Raw genomic sequence first — 15,789 nt, forward strand, 5'->3', positions numbered from 1 at the left:
TATGCGGTATTAGCTACCGTTTCCAGTAGTTATCCCCCTCCATCAGGCAGTTTCCCAGACATTACTCACCCGTCCGCCGCTCGTCACCCGAGAGCAAGCTCTCTGTGCTACCGCTCGACTTGCATGTGTTAGGCCTGCCGCCAGCGTTCAATCTGAGCCATGATCAAACTCTTCAATTTAAGTTTGATGCTCAAAGAATTAAACTTCGTAATGAATTACGTGTTCACTCTTGAGACTTGGTATTCATTTTTCGTCCGAGGACGTTAAGAATCCATGTCACTTTGAGTGCCCACACAGATTGTCTGATAAATTGTTAAAGAGCAGTTGCGACGCGCTTTAGCGCTCTGTCGCGAGGTGGCGTATATTACGCTTTCCTCTTTCAGAGTCAACCCGTTTTTCAGGATTTTTCTCTGCAACCGAACCGGCTGTTTGTGTGAAGTGATTCACATCCGCCGTGTCGATGGAGGCGCATTATAGGGAGTTCTCGAGCGTCCGCAATAGAAAAATGGCAGAAAAATGACTGACTGCTGCATTCCCCAGCAAAACCCCGCTTTATACCTCGTTACACACAGAATTATCCACAGGAGAGCGTAAAAACATGACCGCTAGCCCCGTGGATCGCCAGCTATATAGAAGGAGAATCACCGGCCTGGAGAGAAACATAAAAATTCGCGAGCGTTGCGCAAACGTTTTCGTTACAATGCCGCGCTATGACACGGATGCCCGGTTGGGTGCGTTAGGTGAGTTTTTAGGCAAAAACTCACCTAACGCTCTCTGTAATGTTCAAATCCTGGGGATTTAATACCATGCAACAACGTCGTCCAGTCCGCCGCGCTCTGCTCAGTGTTTCTGACAAGGCCGGTATCGTCGAATTCGCGCAGGCGCTTTCCGCTCGTGGTGTCGAGCTGCTGTCCACCGGCGGCACCGCTCGCCTGCTGGCAGATAAAGGCCTGCCGGTTACCGAAGTCTCTGACTACACCGGTTTCCCGGAAATGATGGATGGACGCGTGAAGACCCTGCATCCGAAAGTACACGGCGGCATCCTCGGTCGTCGCGGTCAGGATGACGGTATCATGCAGCAACACGGTATCGCGCCTATCGATATGGTTGTCGTGAACCTTTACCCGTTCGCCCAGACCGTCGCTCGTGAAGGGTGCTCGCTGGAAGACGCGGTGGAAAACATCGATATCGGCGGCCCGACCATGGTGCGCTCTGCGGCGAAGAACCATAAAGATGTCGCCATCGTGGTTAAGAGCAGCGACTACGACGCCATTATTAATGAGATGGACGCCAACGAAGGTTCTCTCACGCTGGCCACCCGCTTCGACCTCGCCATTAAAGCCTTCGAACACACCGCCGCTTACGACAGCATGATCGCCAACTACTTCGGCAGCATGGTTCCGGCCTATCACGGCGAAAGCAAAGAAGCCGCTGGCCGCTTCCCGCGTACCCTGAATCTGAACTTCATTAAGAAGCAGGATATGCGCTACGGCGAAAACAGCCACCAGCAGGCGGCTTTCTATATAGAAGAGAATGTAAAAGAGGCCTCCGTGGCGACCGCCACTCAGCTGCAGGGCAAAGCGCTCTCCTATAACAACATTGCCGATACCGATGCGGCGCTGGAGTGTGTAAAAGAGTTCAACGAGCCGGCCTGCGTTATCGTTAAGCACGCCAACCCGTGCGGCGTTGCCGTCAGCAACTCGATTCTTGACGCCTACGATCGCGCTTACAAAACCGACCCAACCTCCGCGTTCGGCGGCATCATCGCCTTTAACCGCGAGCTGGATGCTGAAACCGCGCAGGCGATCATCTCTCGCCAGTTCGTCGAAGTGATCATCGCGCCATCCGCCAGCGAAGAAGCGCTGCAAATCACCGCCGCGAAGCAGAACGTCCGCGTACTGACCTGCGGCCAGTGGGATACTCGCGTTGCCGGCCTCGATTTCAAACGCGTTAACGGTGGTCTGCTGGTTCAGGACCGCGATCTCGGCATGGTCACCGCAGGTGAACTGCGCGTGGTCAGCAAACGTCAGCCAACCGAGCAGGAACTGCGCGATGCGCTGTTCTGCTGGAAAGTGGCGAAATTCGTCAAATCCAACGCCATTGTGTATGCCAAAGATAATATGACCATCGGTATAGGCGCCGGTCAGATGAGCCGCGTCTACTCGGCGAAAATCGCCGGAATTAAAGCCGGTGATGAAGGTCTGGAAGTGAAAGGTTCCGCCATGGCCTCTGACGCTTTCTTCCCGTTCCGCGACGGCATCGATGCCGCAGCCGCGGTAGGCATCACCTGCGTTATTCAGCCGGGCGGCTCTATCCGTGACGACGAAGTGATTGCCGCCGCTGACGAACACGGCATCGCCATGATCTTCACCGACATGCGCCACTTCCGCCATTAATTCCTGGAGCAGCAGATGAAAGTATTAGTAATCGGCAACGGCGGGCGCGAGCACGCGCTGGCCTGGAAAGCGGCTCAGTCGCCGCTGGTTGATACCGTCTATGTCGCGCCGGGCAACGCCGGTACCGCGCTGGAGCCGTCGCTGCAAAACGTCGCCATCGGCGTCACCGATATTCCGGCGCTGCTTCGCTTCGCGCAGGATGAGAACATCGATCTGACCATCGTTGGCCCGGAAGCGCCGTTGGTCATTGGCGTGGTCGACGCGTTCCGTGCCGCCGGGCTGAACATCTTCGGGCCAACCGAAGGCGCCGCGCAGCTGGAAGGCTCAAAAGCCTTCACCAAAGATTTTCTCGCCCGTCATCATATTCCGACGGCGGAATACCAGAACTTCACCGAAGTGGAGCCTGCGCTGGCTTATCTGCGCGAGAAAGGCGCGCCGATCGTCATCAAAGCCGACGGTCTGGCGGCGGGTAAAGGCGTTATCGTGGCGATGACCCTCGAGGAAGCCGAAGCGGCGGTCAAAGATATGTTGGCCGGCAACGCCTTTGGCGACGCAGGCCACCGCATCGTGATTGAAGAGTTCCTCGATGGCGAAGAGGCTAGCTTTATTGTGATGGTCGACGGCGAGCACGTCCTGCCGATGGCCACCAGCCAGGATCACAAGCGCGTCGGCAACGGCGATACCGGCCCGAACACCGGCGGAATGGGGGCGTACTCCCCGGCGCCGGTGGTTACTGACGAAGTCCACCAGCGCACCATGGAGCGGATTATCTGGCCAACCGTGAAAGGCATGGCCGCTGAAGGCAACACCTATACCGGTTTCCTCTACGCCGGTCTGATGATCGACAAGCAGGGCAACCCGAAGGTGATTGAGTTCAACTGCCGCTTTGGCGACCCGGAAACCCAACCGATCATGCTGCGCATGAAGTCCGACCTGGTCGAGCTGTGCCTCGCCGCCTGCGCGGGCAAGCTGGACGAGAAAACCTCCGAGTGGGATGACCGCGCGTCGCTGGGCGTGGTGGTTGCCGCCGGCGGCTATCCGGGCAGCTACAATACGGGCGATGAGATCTACGGCCTGCCGCAGCAGGAAGTCGCAGACGGTAAGGTCTTCCACGCCGGCACCAAACTGTCTGACGACCAGCGCGTGGTCACCAACGGCGGGCGCGTGCTGTGCGTCACCGCGCTGGGTGACTCCGTGGCGCAGGCGCAGCAGCGCGCCTACCAGCTGCTGACCGACATTCGCTGGGACGGTAGCTTTAGCCGTAGCGATATCGGCTGGCGCGCCATCGAACGTGAAAAGGCTAACGGCTAAGTTTCGCCAGCAGCGTTTTGCGCGTAATGCCTAACTGACGGGCGGCTTCGGTTTTGTTGCCGCCCGTTTTTTCCAGCGCCGCCAGAATCACCTCTTTCTCCACTTCCACTAACGGCTGAATTCCCCCCTCCTCGCTCCCGACTGATGGCAGCGGCGTACCGGCGATCGCCAGGGGCAGTTCTCGCTCAGAGATATAGTTTCCGGTCAGTAGCACCACCGCCCGCTCCACCGCGTTTTCCAGCTCGCGAATATTGCCCGGCCAGGGGTAGTGGATCAGCAGGTCCATCGCCTGTGGCGTGAACCCCTTTACCGTCTTACGATTGCGTTCGGTATAGCGTTTGAGAAAATGCTGCGCCAGCTGCGGAATATCTTCCCGTCGCCGGCGCAGCGGTGGTATCTCGATGGTCACAACGTTGAGTCGGTAATAGAGATCCTGGCGAAAGCGCCCGGCGCTCACCTCTTCCGCAAGGTTGCGATGGGTGGCGGCGATAAGCCGCACATCAACGGCAAGCGTCTGGTTGCTGCCGACCCGCTGCACCTCCCGCTCCTGAATCGCCCGCAGCAAGCGGACCTGCATCACTGGCGAGATATCGCCTATCTCATCAAGAAACAGCGTGCCGCCATCCGCTTCGACAAAGCGTCCTTCCCGCCGCCGATCCGCCCCGGTAAACGCCCCTTTTTCATGGCCGAAGAGTTCCGACTCCAGCAGTGACTCATTCAGCGCCGCGCAGTTGAGCGTGACCAACGGCTTGTCACGACGCTCGCTGCAGGCGTGGATGGCGTGCGCCACCAGCTCCTTACCGGTTCCCGACTCCCCATAAATCAGCACCGTCGCGTCCGAAGGGGCCACCAGCGTAATATCGTTAAGAAGCGCCTGCATCGCCGGGCTGTCGCCAATCATGCCCCACCGTGAATCCGTCGCAACGCTGGGGTCGCTCTCGCTCTGCCGGGTGTGCGCCAATGCCTGAACCAGCGTCTGCTGCAGGGTGTCAAAATCCAGCGGTTTAACCAGATAATCCAGCGCCCCGGACTTAATAGCTTCTACCGCCGTACCGACGCTGGAAAACGCCGTCATGATCAGCACCGGTATCGCCGGGTTATAGGCCTTAATCTCTTTTAACGTTGCGATACCGTCCATCTCCGCCATACGGATATCGCACAGCACCAGGTCGAAGACCTGCTGATGGATCTGCTCCAGCGCCTGCAGGCCGTTGTGAGCCAACCCCACCTGATAGCCCCAGCCGCGCAGCAGCGCCTGCAGGATCGTGCAGTGGCTGATGTCATCATCAACGACCAGAATCTGTACTTTATCGCTGCTCATCTTCCCTCCGTTGAGCATCCACCGGTAACCAAAGCGTAAATATCGCTCCAGCTCCCGGCTGACTTTCGGCGCGGATCGTCCCGCCATGTTGTTCGATAATATTCTGCACTACGGCCAGCCCCAGCCCGGTGCCGTCCGCCTTGGTGGTGAAATACGGCGTGAAGATAGCCTGTAACTCTTCATCGCTCATCCCCTTACCGCTATCCGTGACGACGATTTTCACCCGCTGACGATCGGCTTCGCTTGCTGTTACGCGAATGACGCCGTCACGGCCAATCGCCTGCATTGCATTCAGGTACAGATTCAACAGCACCTGATTCAGGCGATCGGGGTCGGCGCTGATCGTGGTTAACTCAGGTCGCGGAGTAAATTGCAGCGCGATCCCGCGGCTCTGCGCATCCTGGCTTACCAACTGCAATGAGTGGCGGATAAGCGCGTTGATATCGACTGTCTGGTAGTTTAGATGGGCGGGCCGGACCAGCTCCAGCAGCTCGCTGACCACCCGGTTCAGGCGATCAGCCTCTTTGGCCATCACCTGGGCTAACTGATGCGACTCGCCGCCAGGCGGCGTGCGCTCGGCAAAATATTTCGCCAGCCCTTTAATCGACGAGAGCGGGTTGCGGATCTCGTGCGCGACCCCCGCCGCCAGATGGCCAAGCGCCACCAGCTTTTCCTTGCGGGCCATCGCCTCCAGCAGCTGTTTCCGCGAGCGACGATAGCGGCGGAACCAGAACTGAGCGAGGATCGTCGCCGCTATCACCAGCGCGGCGGCACCCAGCATGATGGCCATATTCCGCTGCCCGCGGGCCTGCGCGGCATCCAGCTCGCGGCTATCAAAGGCGATAAAAATCACCTGCGGGACGGTGGCCTGAGCCAGGGCGCTATTGCCGCGGTTCATCATTCCCATATGGTGGCCGCGGGCCGGATTAAGCGGGCGAAAATGGCGATAGATCTCCAGCGCCGGCTGCGGTTCGCTAAGCCGGCGCCAGCGGGCCTGTTCGCCAACCGCTAACGCACGCATCTGCGCCGGGCTATACAGCGTTTTACCCACCTGCTGCGGATCGCTATGGGCGATAATTTTACCGTTTTCATCGGTCACCGCGAACCACAGGACGCCCGGTTGCCAGGCCATCTCTTCCAGCAGGGCCTGCAGCTGCGCATGATGCATACGCATCCCCATCCCGACGCGCGTGCCGGACTCCAGCGCGCGGATCAGCACGCTCCCTTTCTCTTCAATGGTTTGTCGGGCAGCGGTCGTCTCGCGACCGTAGTCGCGGACGATCATCGCGGAGAACAGCATGACCAGCAGCACAACCGTGCCGGTCAGCAGCCAGCTCAGCGCGCCAGCGGCGGCGTCCCGGGAGAGAGATTTGATCTTCATCGGCGAGTCCTTGTCATCTCTTTTTCACTATCTTCAGGCTCCTTCAGCAGAAATCATGCCATGTTTCCGCGCGGCCAATCCTGCTCTCAAACATATCGCCTGCGCTTAAGCGAGTAAAAATGACTCGCCTGACCCTGGCGGAACGGGTCATTTTTACTCGCTCTCCTTGGCAACGGCTTCGGCAGGCCCACACAGACGGGCTTTTTCAGACTGGCATGGAAGATGCAATACCGAGGGAAACCACACAGGAGAAAATGCCATGAAACGGAACCGTACCTTACCTCTCGCCCTCGTTACCTTTGCCGCGCTGACCTTCGCCAGCAACGCGGCCTGGGCCAACCACCACTGGGGCAACAATAACGGGATGGGCAACCAGGGCTACAGTCAGCTGACCCAGGAGCAGCAGGCTACCGTGCAAAAGCTGCATAACGATTACTATGCGCAAACCAGCGCCCTGCGCCAGCAGCTGCAGTCCAAACGCTATGAGTACAATGCGCTGCTCACGGCGCAAAAGCCGGACAGCGGGAAAATTGAAGCTGTCGCTCAGGAGATGGAAGGCTTACGCCAGAAGCTGGATCAGCAGCGGGTGAAGTTTGATATCGCCCTGGCTGAGGCAGGCGTTCCCCGCGGCGCAGGAATGGGATATGGCGGCTGTCGCGGTAGCGCCGGCGGTCATATGGGCATGAACCACTGGTAAAGGTTAGAAGCTTTTTTCCGTCGGCTGCCAGGTGCAGAAGTTTTCATTGGCGACCAGCAGCAGTTGAGAGCCTTCCGGCGCCTCCAGCCAGGCAATGCTCACAGCGGCGGAAGCGTGGCTCTGGCGGCGTTCAATGTGCGCCAGGGCCCGGCTATCGAGGTCGGGCGTAACCGTCTGCCCTTCGCAGGTCAGCACGGTATGCGCGGCAGCGTTCCAGCGCCCCTGGCGCAGGACGACCCGCCCCTGGCGGAGGGCGTCGCTGGTCTGGCGGATCTGCTCGGCGCGATAACGATATAGCGCGACCTGGTCGCTGGAGAGCTGCTGCTTCTGCCCGTCCACTTCCCGTTGCATAAAGCTCAGATCGCCCTGCGCGTCGAAACGGGCGCGAATATGTTCCGGCGGTTTGCCATAGACATTGAGTTCGATAAGCGCCAGTTGATCGCCCTGCCAGCGATATTCGCTGGTCGAAGTGTCCCCGTGACGCCACGGGCTGAAGGCGGCGAGAAGATGGACTTCATCGCCAGAATCTTTACGCCAGATGCGCATCGCTCCCTGATTGTCCGCATATCCGCTGGCGGTAAACGGCGGTAGCGACGTGTCGTGGCTGCAGGCAGTCAGCAACAGGATGCCCGCCAGCGCCAGAGGCCGGCGCCAGACAGACAAAAGGGGCTTAATAGCCCCTTCGATAAAACTGTTCACTGCCACGCGGTCTTACTTAACTGCGTCTTTCAGTGCTTTGCCAGAAACAAATGCCGGCACGTTAGCTGCAGCGATTTTGATCTCTTTACCGGTCTGCGGGTTGCGGCCAGTACGCTCAGCGCGGTGGTTCACTTTGAAGGTACCGAAACCAACCAGTTGAACAGCATCACCTTCTTTCAGAGACTCAGTAATTGCAGCCAGGGTAGATTCCAGGGCAGCTTTAGCCTGTGCTTTGGACAGGTCAGCTTTGTCCGCAATTACATCAATCAGTTGAGTCTTGTTCATAAGTTATCCTTACAATGTGTTTATCGCTTGCTAAGCATCGAGTGCGACGGAAATGCCAAAAAAGCACCCTCCTGCATACACGCACCGATAGCCACTTTTTTTCGCCCTCCAAATGTAGACCAGACGGGGGGCGGAATGGAAGCCTTCAGACGCTACAATTCAGGCGGTAAATCACGTTTTCTGGTCTCACTGCTGAAAATTTATACCAATATTGCTCTCGCCAGCCTCGCGCAGGTCCGCGCGCAGGCCTTTTATCAGCTCAAGATCACGCTCTTCACAGTCGGCCAGCAGGCGGAAAATTTCCCACTGAATATCCCATTCCTGCTCTACCGCCGGATTCGCTTTCAACTCTTCGTCGGTCATTTCGCGACCTTCCTGGGTCATTTCCAGCATCGCCACGGTGGTGATGGAGGTCTTGCTCACCTCGATCGCGTGCTCGAGCGTTTCGCCGCTCAGACGAGAATGAATCAGTTCACTCAACGCCACGCAAGCGTCTATGGCCGGATAGACACCGTACATGTCGAAATCATCTGCCGCCGGGATCGCCTCTTCCAGCTTCTCCAGCTGGCTGTCGAAATTCACCTTCGCATCTTTAACCGTCAGCGTTTCCCAGATCAGGTCCAGGATACGACGATAAAGCAGGCCGTCGCCAAACTCGGTTTGCTTGCAGAACATCGCGTAGTTGGGATACATACGTTCGCACAGGCAGGCCATAAAAGTGACATGCTGCCAGCTTTCCAGCTTCTCCAGGCGCAGGTGAATCGGGTTTTGTAACATGATGAATTCTCGAAGTCAGAAATTAGGCGCAGTGTACCTGAATCAGCTTTGATTTGCTTGCCAACGCACAAACGACGGACGACGGGACGCCACCGCATCGGCCCAGCGCGTCGGCTCGGGCAGACGGTAGCCTCGCATGCAGCGCTCAACCCACATTAAAGCGCTGTCCATGCCTACCCGGTGGCCGGTGCTAATAAACAGCGGGTTGCAGCGCACTTTGCTGCGCCAGACCCAGGCCAGTTGCTCATTTTTATCCATCAGCGGGGCCAGCGCGCCAGGCTCATCACCCAGGTCGCCGATTTTGCCGCACAGGCGTTTTTTCGCCACTCCGATAGTCGGCACATCAATCATCAGGCCAAAATGGCTGGCGACGCCCAATCTCCGGGGATGAGAAATGCCGTGTCCGTCAACGAAGAGCAGGTCCGGTTTTTGCGAAAGCTGCTCCCACGCCGCCAGCAGCGCAGGCGTTTCGCGAAACGAGAGAAAGCCGGGAATATAGGGCATAGAGGTGGCGACCCGCGCCACCTGATACTCCACCAGCTCAAGCTCAGGCCAGGTCAGCAGCACCATCGCAGCCCGGGTGACCTCCCCTTCCTGCTCAAACCCGACGTCCGCGCCGCCGATCAACGCCGGCGGGTCGCGATCCAGTCGATCCGCACGCTCTACCGACGCGGCTAACTGTTGCTGTTGGGTACGTAGTGCGGCTAAATCCATAGGGCTTATCTCCTACTGGTGATAGGGTGCGGACAGACGGTGCACAGCCTCAACAAAGACGCCCGCATGCTCGGGGTCAACGTCCTGATGAATACCGTGTCCAAGGTTAAAGACGTGGCCTTCCCCCTGGCCAAAGCCGGCAAGAATGGTCGCCACTTCTTCTTCAATACGCGGGGCGGACGCATAGAGCATCGACGGATCCATATTGCCCTGCAGCGCTACTTTGTTACCCACGCGACGGCGGGCATCGGCAATATCGGTGGTCCAGTCGAGACCCAACGCATCGCAGCCGGTCTCCGCCATCGCTTCCAGCCACTGACCACCGCCTTTGGTGAACAGAGTCACCGGCACGCGGCGGCCTTCGTTTTCCCGCAGCAGGCCATCGACGATCTTATGCATGTAGTAGAGGGAGAACTGCTGATAGTCGCGGCCGGTCAGCACCCCGCCCCAGGTGTCAAAAATCATCACCGACTGCGCGCCGGCTTTGATCTGCGCGTTGAGATACAGGGTAACGCTCTTCGCCAGCTTATCCAGCAGCGCATGCAGCGCCTGCGGCTCGGCGTACATCATCTTTTTAATCACGGTGAAAGCCTTGCTGCTGCCGCCCTCCACCATGTACGTAGCCAGCGTCCATGGACTACCGGAAAAACCGATCAGCGGCACTTCGCCTTTCAGTTCGCGGCGAATGGTGCGCACGGCGTTCATTACATAGCCCAGCTCCTGCTCCGGATCCGGGATCGGCAGCTTGTCGACGTCGGCTTTACTTTTTACCGGCGAGGTGAAGCGCGGACCTTCGCCAGCTTCAAAGTACAGCCCCAGCCCCATGGCGTCCGGGATGGTCAGGATGTCCGAAAAGAGGATCGCCGCGTCCAGCGGGTAACGGCGCAGCGGCTGGAGCGTCACTTCGCAGGCCAGCTCGGCATTTTTACACAGCGACATAAAGTCGCCCGCTTGCGCACGGGTGGCTTTGTACTCCGGTAAATAGCGGCCCGCCTGGCGCATCATCCACACCGGGGTGACATCAACCGGCTGACGCAGCAGCGCGCGCAGGTAACGATCGTTCTTCAGTTCGGTCATTTTTACATTCCTTTAGCGTTGATACGCCCAGTGTAACATGTCACTCGAACTCTGCCCGACACATCGCGACGGTATCTTCGATAAGCCGCCGCGCCACTGTCCCCGGCGGCGGCAGAAGCGGCAGGTCGTCATAGCGATACCAGTCCGCGGTCAGTAACTCTTTTTTGTCGACCACGATCTCGCCATCTGCGTAATCCGCCATAAAGGCGGTCATCAGCGACTGCGGGAACGGCCATGGCTGAGAGGTCACGTAACGCAGGTTTTTTACCCGAATACCGCTCTCCTCCATCACCTCGCGAGCCACCGCCTGCTCAAGGGTTTCGCCGACCTCGACAAAGCCGGCCAGCACGGTGTGCACGCCGTTGCGATGGCGCGTATGTTGCGCCAGCAGGATCGCATCGTCGCGACGGATTGCCACGATAATGCAGGGGGCAATTTGCGGGTAGTAACGTTCACGGCAGTGGCTGCACAGCATCGCCCATTCGCTTTTGCTGGCATGCATCGGGTGGCCGCAGTAACCGCAAAACTTATGCGAGCGATAAAATTCGGCGAGCTGGATCCCCCGCCCAGCCAGCTGGAAGAGTCCCGGATCCTGATCCAGCACCTGGCGCAACGATCCCATGTCATGGCGACGATCCTGGCGCACCATCCACACGGACTCGCCCTGCCACTCGCCAATATGCAGCGCATGCTGGCCGACAAGATCGAAATTAACCGCTTCGCCATGTGGTAATTCTCCACCAGGCAACCATAATTTTTGTTCGTGACTGACAACCCACCAGCCGCGATCTAATTTTTCAATAATACGATCCATATCTATTGCACTACCTTTGCTTCACTGGCATGTTGTTAACATTATATTTACATTTTGGTGAGCAGATTTAAATCAAAACTAGCGGAGTCAATCATGCTAAACCAGCTGGAAAATCTGACGGAGCGCGTTGGCGGTAGTAATGAACTGGTCGATCGCTGGCTACAAGTGCGTAAGCATCTGCTCGTGGCTTACTACAACCTGGTTGGCCTGAAACCGGGCAAAGAGTCGTTTATGCGGCTAAACGAAAAGGCGCTGGATGACTTTTGCCAAAGTCTGGTGGATTACCTCTCATCCGGTCATTTTAGTATTTATGAACGCATTATTGGCGAAATGGAAGGCGATACCCCTCTTTTAGCCGCCACCCGGCTTTACCCGCAGCTGGAAGCCAATACCCAGCAGATGATGGACTACTACGATACCTGCCTCGAAAACGCCATCGATCACGATAACTATCTTGAATTTCAGCAGGCGCTGTCGGATATCGGCGAGTCGCTGGAGGCGCGTTTCGCGCTGGAAGATAAACTGATCGCCCTGGCTGTCGCCCATAACCTGAGCAATGACGTGCGCGATAATATTGCGCCGACCGCTTGAGTTGTGAACCGTTAACGCGTAATTTACGTACATTATCCCTCTGCGGAGGGATTTCATCTTGTCGGAGTGCCTATTTTCCATGCGCAGGCTAACGTGGAAAAGGCTGAGACCGTTAATTCGGGATCCGCGGAACCTGATCAGGCTAATACCTGCGAAGGGAACAAGAGTAAACTGCTGTTCGCGTCAGTCCGTCAGGGCCGATCGCATCTGTTACTCCATCCGTCGTCTGACAAGCCATGTCCTTTTTTAACTGGAATGCGCTATGTCTACTACCAAACTAACCCGTCGGGAACAACGCGAGCACGCGCAGCGATTCATTGATACGCTGGCGGGTACCGCTTTTCCTAATTCACGCCGCATCTATGTTCACGGCTCACAAGCGGATATCCGCGTCCCGATGCGTGAAATTCAGCTCAGCCCAACTCTCGTCGGCGGCGATAAAGATAAACCCCGGTACGAAACCAACGAACCGATCCCGGTGTATGACACCTCCGGGCCGTATGGCGACCCGGATATTAGCATTGATGTCCGCCAGGGGCTGGCAAAGCTGCGCCAGCCGTGGATCGACGCGCGTAACGACTGCGCGCCGCTCAGCGAACGCAGCTCGGCCTATACCAAAGCGCGGCTGGCCGACGACGGTCTCGATGAGCTGCGCTTCAGCGGCCTGCTGACGCCCAAACGCGCCGTCGCTGGCAAATGCGTTACCCAGCTGCACTACGCCCGCCAGGGGATAGTCACCCCGGAGATGGAGTTCATCGCCATTCGCGAAAACATGGGTCGCGAACGTATCCGCAGCGAGGTTCTGCGCCAGCAGCACGCAGGTGAAGGCTTCGGCGCCCACCTTCCGGAAAACATCACCCCCGAGTTTGTTCGCGATGAAGTGGCCGCCGGACGCGCCATCATCCCCGCCAACATCAACCACCCGGAGTCTGAACCGATGATTATCGGCCGCAACTTCCTGGTGAAAGTGAATGCCAATATCGGCAACTCGGCGGTGACCTCTTCCATCGAAGAAGAGGTCGAGAAACTGGTCTGGTCAACCCGCTGGGGCGCCGACACGGTGATGGACCTCTCCACCGGCCGCTATATCCACGAAACCCGCGAGTGGATCCTGCGCAACAGCCCGGTGCCGATTGGTACCGTGCCGATTTACCAGGCGCTGGAGAAGGTCAACGGCATCGCCGAGAATCTCACCTGGCAAGTCTTCCGCGATACCCTGCTGGAACAGGCCGAGCAAGGCGTCGACTACTTCACGATTCACGCCGGCGTACTGTTGCGCTACGTCCCGATGACGGCGAAGCGCCTGACCGGTATCGTCTCGCGCGGCGGCTCAATCATGGCTAAGTGGTGCCTGTCGCATCATCAGGAAAACTTCCTCTACCAGCATTTCCGCGAAATCTGCGAAATCTGCGCCGCCTATGACGTGTCGCTGTCGCTGGGCGATGGCCTGCGCCCCGGCTCCATTCAGGATGCCAACGACGAGGCGCAGTTTTCCGAGCTGCGCACCCTCGGCGAACTGACGAAAATCGCCTGGGAATATGACGTGCAGGTGATGATTGAAGGCCCTGGCCACGTGCCGATGCAGATGATCCGCCGCAATATGACCGAACAGCTGGAGCACTGCCACGAAGCGCCGTTCTACACCCTGGGGCCGCTCACCACTGATATCGCGCCGGGCTACGACCATTTCACCTCCGGTATCGGCGCGGCAATGATCGGCTGGTTCGGCTGCGCCATGCTGTGCTATGTCACGCCGAAAGAGCATCTCGGCCTGCCCAACAAAGAGGATGTCAAACAGGGGCTGATTACCTACAAAATCGCCGCCCACGCCGCCGACCTCGCGAAAGGCCACCCCGGGGCGCAGATCCGCGACAATGCGATGTCAAAAGCGCGTTTTGAATTCCGCTGGGAAGACCAGTTCAACCTCGCGCTCGACCCGTTCACCGCGCGGGCCTATCACGATGAAACCCTGCCGCAGGAGTCCGGCAAAGTCGCCCACTTCTGCTCCATGTGCGGGCCGAAATTCTGTTCGATGAAAATCACTCAGGAGGTCCGCGACTACGCCGCGAAGCAAAGTATCGAAGCCGGCATGGCCGATATGTCGAATAACTTCCGCGCCCGCGGCGGCGAAATCTACCTGAAACAGGAGGAAGCCTGATGTATCAACCTGATTTTCCACCCGTCCCGTTTCGTCTCGGACTCTACCCGGTGGTGGACAGCGTGGCGTGGATTGAGCGCCTGCTCGAAGCTGGGGTACGTACCCTTCAGTTACGCATCAAAGACCGGCGCGACAGCGAAGTGGAGGATGACGTGATCGCCGCCATCACCCTTGGTCGCCGCTATCACGCCCGACTGTTCATTAACGATTACTGGCAGCTGGCGATTAAGCATCAGGCCTATGGCGTGCATCTCGGACAAGAAGATCTGGAAACCACCGATCTGAGCGCTATCCGCCAGGCCGGGCTGCGTCTTGGCGTCTCTACTCACGATGATATGGAAATTGATGTCGCCCTTGCGGCGCGCCCCTCTTACATCGCGCTAGGTCACGTCTTCCCGACGCAAACCAAACAGATGCCTTCCGCGCCGCAGGGCCTCGAGCAGCTTGCCAGACATATTCAACGCCTGGCGGATTACCCCACCGTGGCGATCGGCGGAATTAGCCTGGAAAAGGCGCCGGGGGTACTGGCGACCGGCGTCGGCAGCATCGCGGTGGTCAGCGCCATCACCCAGGCGGCGGACTGGCGGGCAGCGACCGACCAACTGCTGGCGCTGGCGGGAGCGGGCGATGAATGATCACGACTTTATGCGCTATAGCCGCCAGCTGCTGCTGGAGGATATTGCCATCGAAGGGCAGCAGAAGCTGTTAGCCAGTCGAGTGCTGATTATCGGCCTTGGCGGGCTGGGCTCCCCGGCGGCGCTCTATCTGGCCGGGGCTGGCGTCGGGACGCTGACCCTGGCCGATGACGACGCGGTGCATCTCAGCAACCTGCAACGGCAGATCTTGTTCACCAGCGCGGATATCGATCGGCCAAAAGCCGCAGCGGCACAGACCCGGCTCAGCCAGCTAAACCCGCAGATCAAACTGGTAGCGCTCCAGCAGCGCTTAAGCGGCGAGGCGCTCCGCGCCGAAGTGGCGAAAGCGGACGTGGTGCTGGACTGTACCGATAATATGGTCACCCGCCAGGCGATCAATGCCGCCTGTGTGGCCCTCGATACCCCGTTAGTGACCGCCAGCGCCGTGGGCTTCGGCGGTCAGCTGATGGTGCTCACCCCGCCCTGGACGCAGGGCTGCTATCGCTGCCTGTGGCCGGAAAGCGATGAACCGCAGCGCAACTGCCGCACCGCGGGGATCGTCGGCCCGGTGGTCGGCATGATGGGCACCCTGCAGGCGCTGGAGACAATTAAGTTGCTCAGCGGCATGGCGACGCCGCGCAACACCCTGCGGCTGTTCGACGCCCGCACCAGCAACTGGCGCGCCCTTGCGCTACAGCGTTCCCGGAGCTGCCCGGTGTGCGGAGGGCGGCATGCAGATCTGGTTTAACGACGAGCCGCTGGCGTGCGCCGACAATCTCAGCGTCAGCGCCCTGCTGACCCAGCTCGAACAGCAGCAGCCTGGCGTTGCGCTGGCGCTCAATCAACACATCCTGCCGCGCGACCGGTGGGAAGATCATCTCTTGCAGGAAGGCGATCGGGTCCTGCTTTTTCAGGTTATCGCTGGAGGCTGAC

Annotated in this window: 16 protein-coding genes and 1 riboswitch; of the genes, 8 read left to right on the forward strand and 8 right to left on the reverse strand. The window is 58.7% G+C overall.

Translation table 11 applies throughout. The annotated features are described in order from the left end of the window. Window positions 1-806 precede the first annotated feature (806 nt). Complete coding sequence (gene purH, locus DR88_RS01235; RefSeq protein ID WP_025862012.1) at window positions 807-2,396, forward strand: bifunctional phosphoribosylaminoimidazolecarboxamide formyltransferase/IMP cyclohydrolase; 1,590 nt, start codon at window positions 807-809, stop codon at window positions 2,394-2,396. A 15-nt stretch (window positions 2,397-2,411) separates the two neighbouring features. Beyond that, window positions 2,412-3,707: a phosphoribosylamine--glycine ligase gene (gene purD, locus DR88_RS01230; protein ID WP_002884357.1), complete on the forward strand. Its 1,296-nt coding sequence runs from the start codon at window positions 2,412-2,414 to the stop codon at window positions 3,705-3,707. Here purD and zraR read toward each other — a convergent pair. Next, window positions 3,697-5,028 carry a sigma-54-dependent response regulator transcription factor ZraR gene (gene zraR / locus DR88_RS01225; RefSeq protein ID WP_004192667.1) on the reverse strand — a complete coding sequence of 444 codons (1,332 nt, stop codon included), beginning with the start codon at window positions 5,026-5,028 and terminating at the stop codon, window positions 3,697-3,699. The genes purD and zraR overlap by 11 nt on opposite strands. After that, window positions 5,015-6,409: a two-component system sensor histidine kinase ZraS gene (zraS, locus tag DR88_RS01220; protein WP_004873300.1), complete on the reverse strand. Its 1,395-nt coding sequence runs from the start codon at window positions 6,407-6,409 to the stop codon at window positions 5,015-5,017. The genes zraR and zraS overlap by 14 nt, the downstream gene beginning before the upstream one ends. A gap of 259 nt (window positions 6,410-6,668) precedes the next feature. Between zraS and zraP the strand changes: the two genes are divergently transcribed. Then, window positions 6,669-7,106 (forward strand): zinc resistance sensor/chaperone ZraP, encoded by a 438-nt coding sequence (zraP, locus tag DR88_RS01215; RefSeq protein ID WP_002884346.1) that lies wholly within the window; start codon window positions 6,669-6,671, stop codon window positions 7,104-7,106. A gap of 3 nt (window positions 7,107-7,109) precedes the next feature. Here the strand turns inward: zraP and DR88_RS0126840 are convergent, their stop codons facing one another. The 6 genes from DR88_RS0126840 to nudC form a co-directional block, all read right to left on the reverse strand. Next, entirely contained in the window at window positions 7,110-7,805 is a 696-nt protein-coding gene (locus tag DR88_RS0126840; RefSeq protein ID WP_002884344.1) for a DUF1481 domain-containing protein, read from the reverse strand. A 12-nt stretch (window positions 7,806-7,817) separates the two neighbouring features. Next, the gene (gene hupA / locus DR88_RS0126845) at window positions 7,818-8,090 is read right to left on the reverse strand and encodes a nucleoid-associated protein HU-alpha (protein ID WP_002884342.1); all 273 of its coding nucleotides are present in this window, start codon (window positions 8,088-8,090) and stop codon (window positions 7,818-7,820) included. A 186-nt stretch (window positions 8,091-8,276) separates the two neighbouring features. Then, a complete protein-coding gene (locus DR88_RS0126850) occupies window positions 8,277-8,867 on the reverse strand; it encodes a YjaG family protein (protein WP_002884331.1) in 591 nt (196 codons plus the stop codon). A gap of 42 nt (window positions 8,868-8,909) precedes the next feature. Beyond that, entirely contained in the window at window positions 8,910-9,581 is a 672-nt protein-coding gene (gene nfi, locus DR88_RS01210) for a deoxyribonuclease V (RefSeq protein ID WP_025862011.1), read from the reverse strand. A gap of 12 nt (window positions 9,582-9,593) precedes the next feature. After that, complete coding sequence (hemE, locus tag DR88_RS01205; RefSeq protein ID WP_002884329.1) at window positions 9,594-10,658, reverse strand: uroporphyrinogen decarboxylase; 1,065 nt, start codon at window positions 10,656-10,658, stop codon at window positions 9,594-9,596. Window positions 10,659-10,698: 40 nt separating this feature from the next. Next, window positions 10,699-11,472: an NAD(+) diphosphatase gene (gene nudC / locus DR88_RS01200; protein WP_002884327.1), complete on the reverse strand. Its 774-nt coding sequence runs from the start codon at window positions 11,470-11,472 to the stop codon at window positions 10,699-10,701. 93 nt (window positions 11,473-11,565) lie between these two features. Here nudC and DR88_RS01195 point away from each other — a divergent pair, with 93 nt between their 5' ends. The 5 genes from DR88_RS01195 to thiS all read left to right on the forward strand — a co-directional run bounded on the left by DR88_RS01195 (window position 11,566) and on the right by thiS (window position 15,788). Beyond that, window positions 11,566-12,063 carry an Rsd/AlgQ family anti-sigma factor gene (locus tag DR88_RS01195; RefSeq protein WP_002884324.1) on the forward strand — a complete coding sequence of 166 codons (498 nt, stop codon included), beginning with the start codon at window positions 11,566-11,568 and terminating at the stop codon, window positions 12,061-12,063. Window positions 12,064-12,115: 52 nt separating this feature from the next. Beyond that, window positions 12,116-12,240: riboswitch (TPP riboswitch) on the forward strand. An 85-nt stretch (window positions 12,241-12,325) separates the two neighbouring features. Continuing rightward, entirely contained in the window at window positions 12,326-14,221 is a 1,896-nt protein-coding gene (thiC, locus tag DR88_RS01190; RefSeq protein WP_004873297.1) for a phosphomethylpyrimidine synthase ThiC, read from the forward strand. Next, window positions 14,221-14,856, forward strand: a complete 636-nt coding sequence (gene thiE / locus DR88_RS01185; protein ID WP_032433342.1) for a thiamine phosphate synthase — start codon at window positions 14,221-14,223, stop codon at window positions 14,854-14,856. The genes thiC and thiE overlap by 1 nt, the downstream gene beginning before the upstream one ends. Continuing rightward, entirely contained in the window at window positions 14,849-15,604 is a 756-nt protein-coding gene (gene thiF / locus DR88_RS01180; RefSeq protein WP_004177871.1) for a thiazole biosynthesis adenylyltransferase ThiF, read from the forward strand. Before thiE ends, thiF begins: the two co-directional genes overlap by 8 nt. Beyond that, window positions 15,588-15,788 (forward strand): sulfur carrier protein ThiS, encoded by a 201-nt coding sequence (gene thiS, locus DR88_RS01175; RefSeq protein ID WP_002884183.1) that lies wholly within the window; start codon window positions 15,588-15,590, stop codon window positions 15,786-15,788. Before thiF ends, thiS begins: the two co-directional genes overlap by 17 nt. Window position 15,789 lies beyond the last annotated feature (1 nt).

The organism is Klebsiella pneumoniae, assembly GCF_000742135.1.
GTDB classification, from domain to species: Bacteria; Pseudomonadota; Gammaproteobacteria; order Enterobacterales; family Enterobacteriaceae; genus Klebsiella; species Klebsiella pneumoniae.